General features: G+C 60.3%; 13 protein-coding genes. 6 read left to right on the top strand and 7 right to left on the bottom strand.

The genetic code is table 11. The features are described from left to right. Positions 1-328: 328 nt before the first annotated feature. Entirely contained in the window at positions 329-988 is a 660-nt protein-coding gene (locus HGP12_RS21490; RefSeq protein WP_168842594.1) for a glutathione S-transferase family protein, read from the top strand. Between the two features lie 6 nt (positions 989-994). On the opposite strand, the gene HGP12_RS21485 is transcribed toward HGP12_RS21490, so the two are convergent. Then, on the bottom strand, positions 995-1,891 hold the full coding sequence (locus HGP12_RS21485; RefSeq protein WP_168842593.1) for a LysR substrate-binding domain-containing protein: 897 nt from the start codon (positions 1,889-1,891) through the stop codon (positions 995-997). Positions 1,892-2,041: 150 nt separating this feature from the next. Here HGP12_RS21485 and HGP12_RS21480 point away from each other — a divergent pair, with 150 nt between their 5' ends. After that, positions 2,042-2,227 (top strand): hypothetical protein, encoded by a 186-nt coding sequence (locus HGP12_RS21480; RefSeq protein WP_168842592.1) that lies wholly within the window; start codon positions 2,042-2,044, stop codon positions 2,225-2,227. A gap of 25 nt (positions 2,228-2,252) precedes the next feature. Next, complete coding sequence (locus HGP12_RS21475; protein WP_168842591.1) at positions 2,253-2,615, top strand: MmcQ/YjbR family DNA-binding protein; 363 nt, start codon at positions 2,253-2,255, stop codon at positions 2,613-2,615. Here the strand turns inward: HGP12_RS21475 and HGP12_RS21470 are convergent, their stop codons facing one another. Together HGP12_RS21470 and HGP12_RS21465 are read right to left on the bottom strand one after the other, a co-directional pair. Beyond that, positions 2,616-3,236: a glutathione S-transferase family protein gene (locus HGP12_RS21470; protein ID WP_168842590.1), complete on the bottom strand. Its 621-nt coding sequence runs from the start codon at positions 3,234-3,236 to the stop codon at positions 2,616-2,618. A gap of 150 nt (positions 3,237-3,386) precedes the next feature. Beyond that, entirely contained in the window at positions 3,387-3,743 is a 357-nt protein-coding gene (locus tag HGP12_RS21465) for a DUF4406 domain-containing protein (RefSeq protein WP_168842589.1), read from the bottom strand. Between the two features lie 126 nt (positions 3,744-3,869). Between HGP12_RS21465 and HGP12_RS21460 the strand changes: the two genes are divergently transcribed. Further along, positions 3,870-4,625 (top strand): DeoR/GlpR family DNA-binding transcription regulator, encoded by a 756-nt coding sequence (locus HGP12_RS21460; RefSeq protein ID WP_168842588.1) that lies wholly within the window; start codon positions 3,870-3,872, stop codon positions 4,623-4,625. 161 nt (positions 4,626-4,786) lie between these two features. After that, positions 4,787-5,275, top strand: coding sequence for a DUF2127 domain-containing protein (locus tag HGP12_RS21455; RefSeq protein WP_168842587.1), 489 nt, complete (start codon positions 4,787-4,789; stop codon positions 5,273-5,275). Between the two features lie 15 nt (positions 5,276-5,290). Here the strand turns inward: HGP12_RS21455 and HGP12_RS21450 are convergent, their stop codons facing one another. Further along, on the bottom strand, positions 5,291-6,298 hold the full coding sequence (locus tag HGP12_RS21450) for an asparaginase (protein ID WP_168842586.1): 1,008 nt from the start codon (positions 6,296-6,298) through the stop codon (positions 5,291-5,293). 100 nt (positions 6,299-6,398) lie between these two features. Beyond that, a complete protein-coding gene (locus tag HGP12_RS21445) occupies positions 6,399-7,025 on the bottom strand; it encodes a metalloregulator ArsR/SmtB family transcription factor (protein ID WP_168842585.1) in 627 nt (208 codons plus the stop codon). 101 nt (positions 7,026-7,126) lie between these two features. Here HGP12_RS21445 and HGP12_RS21440 point away from each other — a divergent pair, with 101 nt between their 5' ends. Then, positions 7,127-8,551 (top strand): MFS transporter, encoded by a 1,425-nt coding sequence (locus HGP12_RS21440; RefSeq protein ID WP_168842584.1) that lies wholly within the window; start codon positions 7,127-7,129, stop codon positions 8,549-8,551. On the opposite strand, the gene HGP12_RS21435 is transcribed toward HGP12_RS21440, so the two are convergent. After that, positions 8,532-9,530, bottom strand: coding sequence for an NAD(P)H-quinone oxidoreductase (locus tag HGP12_RS21435; RefSeq protein WP_168842583.1), 999 nt, complete (start codon positions 9,528-9,530; stop codon positions 8,532-8,534). The two genes, HGP12_RS21440 and HGP12_RS21435, sit on opposite strands and share 20 nt — an antisense overlap. Before the next feature lie 79 nt (positions 9,531-9,609). After that, positions 9,610-11,415, bottom strand: a complete 1,806-nt coding sequence (locus HGP12_RS21430; protein ID WP_168842582.1) for a GGDEF domain-containing protein — start codon at positions 11,413-11,415, stop codon at positions 9,610-9,612. Positions 11,416-11,576 lie beyond the last annotated feature (161 nt).

Below are 11,576 nucleotides of genomic sequence, written 5' to 3'. Positions count from 1 at the left end.
ATGCATTTCACCGGCTGCCCCCTACCGCATCCGATGAAATCACGATTCGAATCTAACATGCGCGGGCGCTAATTTCCGAACGAAGGCTGGGCATCGGCAGCATGATTTGCAAATAATTCGGGAGGCGGCTGATATTTTCGTGCTTGCTCTGTGCCTACCCACCCGCCCTCGCGGTCCGAGGCTCCGGCCTCATGGCCTGCGCACCTCAGGAAATGGTCCCAGTATACGCTATTCCATCACAAGCTTTCATCGAGATATCAACCGCAAGGCCTTCCGCTCGTCCCAAGCGATCAATAATGTCCCGCCTACTCGAATCTGGGAGACCCATATGCTGACGATCTACGGTGTCTATCGCTCGCGCGCTTCGCGCAACTATTGGATGGCTCACGAGCTCGGCGTCGAGTTCAAATCCGTTCCTGTCATTCAGGCCAGCCGGCTGCCCAACCCGCTTGCCGCCGATGCGCCGATCAACACCATGTCGCCGGAGTTTCTGGCCATCAATCCGATGGGCATGATCCCCTGCATCAAGGACGGCGATCTCGTCATGCACGAGTCGCTCGCCATCAATCTTTATCTCGCGCGCAAATATGGCGGCCCGCTGGCCGGCAAGACGGTGGAGGAAGAAGGGCTGATGTCGATGTGGACCATGTGGGCCGCGACCGAAGTCGAGCCCTACAGCGTCGCGCTCGTCCGCATCTATGACAATGCCCAGGAAAACAGTGAGGTCGGCAAAGCGGGAATCGCTGTTGCCTGCCGCTCGCTGAAGAAGCCGCTCGATGTCCTGGAGAAGCACCTGCAAAATCAGGATTATCTCGTCGGTAATCGCTTTACCGCCGCCGATCTCAACCTGGCGGAAGTGATGCGCTACGCCCAGACTGAACAGGAATTGTTCGATGCGCGTCCGAAGATGAAAGCCTGGATCGCGCGCTGCCAGTCGCGCGATGCCTACAAGGCCATGCAGGCGACGCGCGGCAAGGAGCCGGTCTGATAGATCCTACAGGAAGAGACGGATGCTCTCTTCCATCTCTTCGCGAATCCAGGCCTTGAAGGCAGTCACTTTCTTCGGCTCCCGCACGCCCGCAGCCGTAACGAAATAATGGCCGAAGCCCGTTTTGGCGCGGATGCCAAAGGGATCGACGAGGCATTTCTGCTGCAGCGCATAGGCAGCCAGCGTCTGCCAGGCGAGCATCACCCCCTGCCCCGCTATGGCCGCATCCAGACAGAGCGACGCGTCGTTGAAGATGTGCCGCTCTTCCATGCAATGGCCTGAAAGTCCGGCCTTGCGCAGCCACACTTCCCAGCCGAACATGGCATGTCCGTCGATGACGGCGGGAACTTTCAGGAGATCGGTGGGCTCGCGGAGCGTGGCGGCAATCTGCGGCGTGACGACCGGGAACACTTCCTGCGCCAGCAGCAGCTCGGCCTTGACGCCCGGCCATTGCCCGCTGCCGACCCGAATGCCGATATCGACATCCGAGGTCGCCGGACTGATGAGCCGCGTGGTGGCATCGATGCGCAAGCGGATATCCGGATGGCGGTTGGCAAATCGATCGAGCCGGTACACCAGCCAGCGCGCCGCGAAAACCGGCGCGACCGAAATGGTAAGAATATTCTCGTCCTTGTGCTGCGCCAGCGCGACTGCGGCCGTGAGCGCCTGAAAGCCTTCGCCAAGCCTTGCCAGCACCGCCAGTCCCGAAGCTGTGACCGCCATGCCCTTGGGCGTGCGCTCGAAAAGCGGGCGACCGAGCTGCGCCTCGGCCTTGATGACCTGCTGACTGACAGCACCGACCGTCACGCCGAGTTCGTCGGCAGCGGCCTGCAGCGAGCCGAGCCGCCCGACCGCTTCCAGGGCACGCAGGCCATTCAGATGAACGTTGTTGAGGTTTCTCATTATAGAATAACTATAGTAGCGTCACGTCATTCTCAATTGCATGAAGCGACAATTCGCGCGATTATTGCAGCATGGAATTAAAAACTGCCGCCGCCCGCCCGGCTGATGCCCTTCTGGTTGCATCCACGCGGAGATCCAAGGAGGCATGCGATGTCGATCTTGAAGCTTTTCTTCAGTCACTTATTGGATGAGGATTATAAACCGGAAGACGACCCGCTGCAGCATCCCATGCTTGCGGCGATGTCGCTGGAGGAGCTCGCCGACCTGCCGCTGATGCCGGAAAATCTCGGGCGGCCTATGGACAAGCGAAACGTTCAGCCGGAAGAATGCGCGTGAGAAAGCCTGTTTCCGTAGCGCAAGCATGACTTCGAACGTCAATATGGATACCATCGCGGAACGACTGGAGCGGCTTGTGGCGGAAGCCGGTCTGCCGGCGGTCGAGCCCGGCCTGCATTACGGCCTGCCGGCCTTCAAAGTCGGCGGCAAGGCATTCGCGACTGTCAAGAATAACGAGACCATCGTGCTGTCGCTGCCGATCGACCGCAAGGAACAGCTGATGGAAATGGCGCCGGAGATCTATTTCCAGACCGATCACTATATCGGCTGGCCTTCCCTGCCCTTGCGCATCAGCGCGATCGGCGACGAGGAACTGCAACAGCGCCTGGTCGAGGCGTGGCAGTACCGCGCCCCGAAAAAGCTTCAGGCAACATTCGACGGGGTATGATCAACCCTTTTCGACAGCAAGCGCCTTCTGGACTGCCGAACGCTCAAGCATGCGTGCATAATGGGCGCTGACCTTCGCAAACTGGCTACGATCGACACCGTCTCCCGGTAGCCACGTCTCCATGGTGAAGAGATAGCCGTCGGCAACGGTATATTGTTCGCCCATCACCCAAGGGCCTTTCAGCATCTTGTCTTCGATCAGGGTGAAGGCCTCCGTCATCGTCTGCGGCACCTTGGCCTTCATTGTCTCGATGGCCACCGCATCGTCGGTCCAGCGATAACCACGGCCCTTATGCGCATGGTTCACATGAACAGTGGAGGCGATATAGCCGTTGAATGATTGCATCTGCGCAAATTCGAAGGGGTCATCGAGCGGCGCGAGCTTTGCGGCCGGCGCGATCTGGGCGATATAGGCCAGGATCGCAACATTCTCGGTGATGACGCCGCGATCGGTTACCAGCGCCGGCACCCGGCCCTTGGGGTTGATGGCCAGATACTCCGGCTGGCGCTGATCGCCATTGGCGAGGTTGATGCGACGGTGCTCATAGGCGAGACCGGATTCTTCCAGGGCGATGAGGCTGGCGAGCGCGCAGCTTCCGGGCGCAGAATAGAATGTCAGCATGTTCCGTTCCTCGATTGGCTTCCACGAGAAGCTAATGGCAAGCCGGCCAATACGGAAGTGGCTAAGGCTGATGGGTGCGACAAAAGGTTTTGATCGATCGGATCGAAGCCCATCCCCACGGCATCGAGCCGCAGGAATGGGCAGCAGTGCTTATGCGCAGCCGGGCACGTCTTCAAGACTATACCAGACGGGAATGCCGCGCTCGCGAGCGATGCGGACATCATTGTCGGCGCCCTTGGAGTCGCCGGGCAATCTGAGCACACCCTCGCAAAGCTGCAGCAGGCGGCCCGCGGTCGGATGGAATATCTCTTCATAGAGATCGTCGCCGATGCTCTTGCCGCCGGCCGCATGCCAGACCGGCAGGGCAACCCATTCGCCAATCATCGGCAGATGCCCGGCCTTGAACAGGGCGTAGGATGGCTCCTCCAGGTGCTTGAGGTTCTCGGCCATCTTCTTCGGATCGTCTCCGGTGCCGGAGCGATAAGGCCCGGCAATCAAGATCAACATGTCATGTCTCCATTTCTAGCTCCTGCTTCCCGCAGGAATTTGCACGAATATGCGCATATTTTCTTGAATGTCGAATCGTTTCTGATAAATTCACGATTATTCGTGAAGTAACGTGCAGGGGACGATATGCTGACCAGCCAACGCAAAGCCCTCATCCTCGATCGATTGCGCCGGGATGGCCAAGTGATCGCCAAGGTTCTGGCGGACGATCTCGGCCTTTCCGAAGACACGATCCGCAGGGATCTTAGGGACATGGCGGCGGAGAAGCTGCTGAAGCGGGTGCATGGCGGCGCGCTGCCGCTTTCGCCTGATTTGCCGGATTTTACGACCCGGCAGGCAGTTTCATCGGAGGCAAAGCGCCGGCTTGGCGCCTATGCCGCGAACATGATCCAGCCAGGACAGACCGTGTTCCTCGATGGCGGCACCACGAATGCCGAGATCGCCCGTCAGCTCCCGAAGGATCTCGCCGTCACCATCGTCACCCACAGCCCGACGATAGCAGGCGAGCTGGAGCATCATGCCGCCGCCGAGGTAATCCTGATCGGCGGCAAGCTCTACAAACATTCGATGGTGGCGACGGGTGCTGCCGCCATGGCGGCGATCGCATCCATCAGGGCGGATATCTTCTTTCTCGGCGTCACTGCCATCCATCCCGCCCGCGGCTTTTCGACCGGTGATTTCGAGGAAGCGGCCATCAAGCGGCATATCGCCCAATGCTCGGCCGAAACCTATGTGCTGGCGACGAGTGAAAAGCTCGATGCGGCCTCACCATGCCAGATTCTGCCGATAAGGGATGTGTCCGGCCTGATTGTGCCGTCGGATGTTGCGGAGGAGAGCCTGGCGCCCTACCGGGAGACCGAGGTTCCGCTCTTGCTGGCCTGACGCCGGTTGCGCATCCGCCCGGCGGAATCGAGACGCCACGCCGGGATTTGCGTTATCGTCATCATGATGCGGTCGAAGATTGATCCTATGCCGGCTGGACATTGGCTTGCCTTGCCGTCGTCGCCATTCAAGCCTGCATCACCATGCCCAAGAGATCGCCCGTGAACGAACGCCGCATTCATCAGCTCTTCGAAATCAGCGTCCTCTTGAAGGGTGCGCATGCCCTGATCGAATGCAGCGGTGGCATTGCGCTCGCGCTCGTCAGCACCGAGTCCATCCTTCGCCTGGCAAACAGGATCACGCAGCCCGAGCTGCTCAACGACCCCAGGGACTTTATCGCGACACACCTGCTGACCTGGGCGCAGGATTTCTCGGTCGGCACCAAGAACTTCTACGCCTATTATCTGCTGAGCCACGGGTTGGTGAAGGTGCTGCTTGTCATCGGGCTGCTCAGGGGCAAGATGTGGGCCTATCCGGCTTCGCTGGTCGCCCTGGGGCTTTTCATCGTCTACCAGCTGTACCGTTTTGCCAACACGCACGGCATCGGCCTCATCATCCTCACCGTCTTCGACTTTGTCGTCATGGTCCTGATCTGGAAAGAATACAGGATCGTCCGGCAGCATGTGACGGCGCGGCGGACGATCGGCTGAACCGGAGATCGGCGGCTAGGCAGTGAGTATGGCCGCCGGCATGATATCGCCGACATGGATGCCGTTCCAGTTCCTGAACGATCTGTCCGCCATCGCCATGAGGCCGGCATGAACCGCGCTCTCCTTTTCGAAGAAGCGAGCCAGCGTGGCCGCAACCATGACCTCCGCCGCGCGAGTGGTACCATCGTCGCATTTGAGCGCGATGGCGATGCCCTGTTCGGGGATTGCGGCGCAGAACACGCCTTCGGCGCCGGTCTTGGCGAAGATACGGCCGGGAGCGATCTGCATGAGCTTGGTGCAGGCTCGATCGGTGCCGGCGACATAGAAGGGCTCGGCCATGCAGGCCTCGAACAGCCGGCGTGATGCCTTGGCGCGCAGCGGCTCCAGGCCGACGCCGGTCGCCATCCTGGCAAAACCATGGGCCAATCCCTTGAGCGGCACCGCATAGGTCGGGATCGAGCAGCCATCCGTGCCGCAATTATCGTGGGCAAGGACGGCGCCGGTCAGGCTCTGCATGGTGTCGCGAATCTGCTGCTGCAGCGGGTGATCGTAGCCGACATAACCTTTGGGATCGATATCCTGATGGCAGCAGGCGCAGATGAAGCCGGCATGCTTGCCGGAGCAATTATTATGCAGCGCGGTCGGCTTCTCGATGGTGCGTGCCTGATGGATTGTTGTCTTCGGGTCGAAGGACCAATGCGCACCGCATTCGAGCGCATCGACATCGCGGCCGGCGCGCGCCAGCATCGAGGCGGCGAGCGCAACATGCTCATCCTCGCCATTGTGGGAGGAGCAGGCGAGCGCCAATTCCTTGTCGCCGAAGCCATAGGCATCCGCGGCACCGCTTTCGACCAGCGGCAGGGCCTGCATCGCCTTGCAGGCCGAGCGCGGAAAGGCGCCGCTCTCAATATCGCCGACCGAGAATACCAGCTTTCCATCGCCATCGACTACAACAACCGAGCCGCGATGATGGCTTTCGACCTGGTTGCCACGGGTGACTTCGACGCAAACGGGATTGGACATGGTGGTATCTGGCCTTTGATTTGCTGGATGCCAGTGATAGCCGTTGCACCCTGGCTTGCCAATCGCCGACGACACCTGCCGGTGTCGAAAACCCCGCTGCTCAGACGGTCGGCCAAATCCGGTAGGCGCAACGTCTGGCGCCGAGGAGAATATGTTCCTCTCGCTCCACCTGCGCGCCAAGAACTATGCGGAAGGTTTCGAGCTCAGAGCGGCAAAAGCCGGAGCAGGCACACGCGGCGGCGCAGATGGGACAATGATTTTCCACCAGCATGAGCGAGCCATCCTCGTCCTGCCAGTGATCGGCCATGTAGCCTTCCTGCGTGCGGATGGCGGCGAGGCTTGCGACGCGTGACGGCAGATCGGCCGCGAGGTCGATTTCGCTGCGATAGCGCCGAAGCGTTTCCGTTTCACGGGCGGAGATGACGGTGTCGACGGCGCCCTGCCCCAGCTGGCTGACCATGGTCGCAAGCAAGGTAGCGGTCAGATCCGCATGGCCGTCGGGAAATTGCTTGTTACCGGCCGCCGTCAGGTGCCAGAACTGTCGCGGCCTGCCCCTGCCAGCCGCAGCCTCCGCCACCGGCTCGACCAGCCCCTCCTCCGCCATCTTCGTCAGCTGCTGACGCGCCGCCTCGGACGATATGCCGAGCGCGTCGCCGACGGCTGCCGCCAGTTGCGGCCCCTCGGTTTTCAACAGGATTAGGATTCGATTGACGGGCGATTGACGCATTTTTCCAAGTTTTCTCTTGTTTTAATCCGATGGCCATGTAATTTTCCAAATTATAACTTGGAAAATAATCAACCGCTAGGGAAAATACCGAGGATCGTTTGATGTCCAGCATCGAAAATACCGCTTCCACTCCATCCTCTTCCGTCTTCACCTTATTCTCATCGAAACTCCTGCCCGCGACGCTGATGCTCGGCGGCGGCGTGACGCTCTATGCCGTCGAGTCCTATATTACCGCCACGATCGCGCCCTCGATCGTCCGGGATATCGGCGGCCTCGAATTATTCTCATGGATGACGACGCTCTTCGTCGCCGCCGGCGTGCTCGGTTCGATCACGGTCGCAACCCGGCCGAAGGGCATGGGCTTGCGCGCCGTCTATATTTCAGCGGCGATCATATTCGGCGCCGGAAGCCTGGTTTGCGCGATCGCGCCGGCGATGCCCGTATTGCTCATCGGTCGCGCCGTCCAGGGTTATGGCGCGGGCATGTTGTCCGGCCTTGCCTATGCTTTCATTCGTTTCGTTTATCCGGAGATACTCTGGCGCAAGGCGTCCACGCTCTATGCCGCCATATGGGGTGTGGCGACGGTGCTCGGCCCGACGCTCGGCGGCCTCTTCGCCGCGGGGGGCGCCTGGCGCGAGGCCTTCATCATCCTTGTGCCGCTGACCGTGATCATGGCGCTTTCCGCACGCTGGCTACTGCCTGACGTCGCGGATGATCGGGCTGACACGAGGACGCCGCTCATTCAGATTGCGCTGCTGCTGACGGCCGTCCTGTTCGTCAACATCGCCAGCACGATGGAGCATGGATCGTACAAGGTCGTGCTGATCGCAGCTTCGATCGCATTCGTCGCGATGATGGTGGCAATCGAGAGAAAGAGCGAAACACGCCTGTTTCCCCATGGCGCCGTGATGCTCACCAATCCCATCTCGGGACTCTATCTCACGATGTTCACGCTTATGATGGTGCTGACGAGCGACATCTACATCCCCTATTTCCTGCAGACCCTGCATGGCGTCACGCCGCTGGTCTCAGGCTATCTCGTCGCGCTCGTCGCATTGGGGTGGACGATCGCAGCCTTCTTCAGCGCCACGTTTTCGGGCAGGCAGGCCGCCATCGCCATCATTGCCGGCTGTATCCTGGAAACTGCCGCAACCGCATCGCTCATTCCCTTCCTGGCCACGACCACTCCTTTCGACGACGTCGCCAAGTTTGCGCCCGCCGCGATCGCCATGTTCCTGATGGGGTTCGGCGTCGGGTTAGGCTGGGCGCATCTCGTGACCAAAGTCATCAGCATTGCCAGCAGAACCGACCAGGACAAGGCTTCCGCGGCGATTTCGATGACGCAATCGCTGGGCGGCGCGTTCGGCGCCGCCCTTGCCGGCGTCATCGTCAACGGCGCGGGCCTGACCCATCCGGGCGGCATCGCCGGCGGCCTCTCCGCCGCGACCTGGCTTTACGCCCTGATGGCGATACCCGGCCTGATCGCCATCGCGCTGTCCTTCACGATCAGGCCAGCTTCAGCATGATCTTGCCGATGTGGTCGCTGGTCTCCATCAGCCGATGAGCCTCGACCACATCATCAAACGAGAAGGTCCTGTAAATGACGGGGGCAACCGTGCCCTCGTCCAGCAGCGGCCAGACCTGGGAGAAGAGGTCGTCGCGAATGGCGCGTTTTTCCTCGGCGGTGCGTGGACGCATGGTCGAACCGGTCACGGTCAGTCGCTTCACCATCACCGGCGCCAGATTGACCTTGTCGGCAACTGCACCGCCTAGGAAGGCGATGATCGAAAGGCAGCCATCGCGCGCGAGCGAGGCGAGATTCTTTTCCAGATAGGCCGCACCGATCATGTCGAGGATGACATCGACGCCATGACCCGTCTCCGCCGCGATGACCTCGGCGAAATCCTCTTCTCTATAATTGATCGCCCGCTTTGCGCCGAGCTTCTCGCAAGCCTCGCACTTTTCTTTCGAGCCGGCCGTGGTGTAGACCGTTGCCCCGAAGGCCTGGGCGAGCTGGATAGCCGTCGTGCCGATGCCGCTGGAACCACCATGGATCAGCACGCTTTCGCCTTCGGTAATGCCGGCCATCTGGAAGAGATTGGCCCAGACGGTGAAGAATGTCTCGGGGACTGCAGCGGCGCGCACGGCATCGTAACCGTTCGGGAAACGAAGCGCCTGGCCGGCGGGAAGCACGCAATATTCGGCGTAGCCTCCGCCGTTGGCGAGACCACAGACCTTGTTGCCGATGGCAAACTCCGTCACGCCGGGCGCGACATCGACGACTTCGCCGGCGATTTCGAGACCCAGGATGGGGCTCGCATCCTTCGGCGGCGGATAGGTGCCTTGCCGTTGCGCCACATCCGGGCGGTTGACACCGGCAGCCTCGACCCGGACGAGGATCTCGCCCGGTTTCAGGACCGGCAAAGGCCGGCGGGCGATGGTCATGACCTCCGGCCCGCCAAAGGATGGCAAATCCACGAAACGCATTTCAGATGGCAAGGGCATGGCGCAATCTCCTCTCCCAGCAAAGCAGTGGAGATAGTTTAGCGCAGACCACTTGAAAAGGAGCGGGGACGGGAGGGCGTCAATTCGTCTCGGTCAGGCACAGGAATGCGACGCCGGTATCGCTTTCCTTTGCCTTCGTCTTGATACCCGCAATGGAGGTGCTGACGCGGTTGATATTGTCGATCACCAGTCCCTCGGACAATTGCAGAATACCGATGGAGCAACGCATCAGCGGGAATTCCGCCTCGGCGCCGCTGCGATCGTGGCCGCGAATGCGGCCGGCCGCCCGATCCTCGGCCGAGTAAAGATCGAGGACGTCGGCATGAAAATCGGCAAGAAGCCGGTCCAGAACCTCGCGCAGCTCCTGCGTGCTCCAGCCGGTGACGCCGATGAAGAAATCGTCGCCGCCGACATGGCCGAGGAAATGGCCCTCGGCAAAGAAATAGCGGCGCATCAGCGCTGCGAACAAGGAAATGGCATGATCGCCGAGATGGAAGCCATAGGCATCGTTGAACGGCTTGAAATTGTCGAAGTCGCAATAGCAGAAATGCCTGATCTCGTCGCCGTCCCGGCCGGCATGCTGCATGAAATCGTGGATCGCCCTGTTGCCCGGCAGGCCGGTCAGCGGATTCTGATCCTGGGCGATCTTCAGCTGCTTCTCGTTGATGACCTTGATGAGCGAGGCGGCCGAAACGATGCCGGCATAATGCGTGCCCTCGGTGACGATCAGGCAATCGCTGCTTTCCATGTTGGCGAAGATCGCCATCAGCGTATCAGCATCGGAATCGAGGCCGACGATCGGCGCCATTTCGACGAAATGAGAGATCGAGCGCTCATAGACCTTGTTTTTCAGAAGGTCGCGGCCGAAGGGCTGGTAGATGTATTCCTTGAGCTGGTATTCGTGGATGATGCCGCGCGGCTCGTCATTGGCGTTGACGACTGGGAAATAGGCCCGGCGCGGATTGCGGCGAAAGAGCTCGAAGACGCTGTCGATGCTGTCGCTTTCACGGATGGTCGGCAGCACCTCGATCTGCTTGCGGATGAGAATTTCATCCAGCGACTGGCTGTTGCGCGTCGTCTTGCCTAGATGCAGGAGGTGCGGAAAGCCCGGCTTGAGCTCGTTGACGAGCACTGTCGGCCGGGCAATGAACCAGCCCTGGACGAGATCGACGCCGAATTCGCGGCAGGTCAGGAATTCCGCCTCGGTCTCGATACCTTCGGCGATGACGCGCGTGCCGAGGACATGGGCGATATTGACGAGGTTCCTGAGGATATGGCGCTTGCGGGCGCTGCGGTCGATATCGACGATGAAGTGCCGATCGATCTTCAGATAATCGACGGGGTAATCGGACAAGAGCTTCATCTCGCCATGACCGACGCCGAAATCGTCGATCGCCAGCTTGAAGCCGGCGTTTCGCATCCTGGCGACCAGATCGTGAAACCCAGGCACGATGGTATTGTCGAAGCGCTCGGAGAATTCGAAGCAGACGGATGAAGGCGCGATACCGGCCTTTCGCATGTGCTGCAGCAGGCCATCCAGCAATGCCGCGCCTTGCGGGATCAACCGGACATCCAGATTGAGGAAAAGGGTTGCGGCAGCGATATTGGGCAAGGTGGCGAATTTCGCCAGCGCCCGGCTGGTGATCATCTGTTCCAAACCGAGAAGCTGGCCGGTGCGCTCGGCCTCGTCGAGGATATCGACCGGGCTGCTGAAACCGATGCGCTCCTGCCCTCGCATGAGGGACTCGTAGCCGAAAACGGCGCCGGTGCCGGCCTCGACGATTGGCTGAAATGCATTCTCGATGACGAGTTTGGCGAGAGTGACAATCTGGTCGCTGGCATATCGGCGCAATACGCCTGGCTCGACCGCGGCAGTCAGTGACATGCCCATCTCCACTTTGCGGATTCTGTTCTAATTTATTTGAGTAAAACTTTGGATTTACCGCGTTTTCGCCCCAAGATGCGCCATAAGCGTCAACGAAACCTTTCCCGTATGTGAAAGTTTCATGAATGGTAAAGCAATATTAACCATTCGTCAGGACGGAA

Source organism: Rhizobium sp. P28RR-XV (assembly GCF_012641385.1).
In the GTDB taxonomy this organism is placed as follows: domain Bacteria; phylum Pseudomonadota; class Alphaproteobacteria; order Rhizobiales; family Rhizobiaceae; genus Rhizobium.
The sequence above is the reverse complement of the archived record's forward strand: the minus strand, read 5'-3'. Positions and strand labels throughout refer to the sequence as shown.

Bases quoted from the DNA above. Each gene is read 5' to 3' on its own strand.
- HGP12_RS21490 (WP_168842594.1), top strand. From the start codon at position 329: ATGCTGACGATCTACGGTGTCTATCGCTCGCGCGCTTCGCGCAACTAT.
- HGP12_RS21485 (WP_168842593.1), bottom strand. From the start codon at position 1,891: ATGAGAAACCTCAACAACGTTCATCTGAATGGCCTGCGTGCCCTGGAA.
- HGP12_RS21480 (WP_168842592.1), top strand. From the start codon at position 2,042: ATGTCGATCTTGAAGCTTTTCTTCAGTCACTTATTGGATGAGGATTAT.
- HGP12_RS21475 (WP_168842591.1), top strand. From the start codon at position 2,253: ATGACTTCGAACGTCAATATGGATACCATCGCGGAACGACTGGAGCGG.
- HGP12_RS21470 (WP_168842590.1), bottom strand. From the start codon at position 3,236: ATGCTGACATTCTATTCTGCGCCCGGAAGCTGCGCGCTCGCCAGCCTC.
- HGP12_RS21465 (WP_168842589.1), bottom strand. From the start codon at position 3,743: ATGTTGATCTTGATTGCCGGGCCTTATCGCTCCGGCACCGGAGACGAT.
- HGP12_RS21460 (WP_168842588.1), top strand. From the start codon at position 3,870: ATGCTGACCAGCCAACGCAAAGCCCTCATCCTCGATCGATTGCGCCGG.
- HGP12_RS21450 (WP_168842586.1), bottom strand. From the start codon at position 6,298: ATGTCCAATCCCGTTTGCGTCGAAGTCACCCGTGGCAACCAGGTCGAA.
- HGP12_RS21445 (WP_168842585.1), bottom strand. From the start codon at position 7,025: ATGCGTCAATCGCCCGTCAATCGAATCCTAATCCTGTTGAAAACCGAG.
- HGP12_RS21440 (WP_168842584.1), top strand. From the start codon at position 7,127: ATGTCCAGCATCGAAAATACCGCTTCCACTCCATCCTCTTCCGTCTTC.
- HGP12_RS21435 (WP_168842583.1), bottom strand. From the start codon at position 9,530: ATGCCCTTGCCATCTGAAATGCGTTTCGTGGATTTGCCATCCTTTGGC.
- HGP12_RS21430 (WP_168842582.1), bottom strand. From the start codon at position 11,415: ATGTCACTGACTGCCGCGGTCGAGCCAGGCGTATTGCGCCGATATGCC.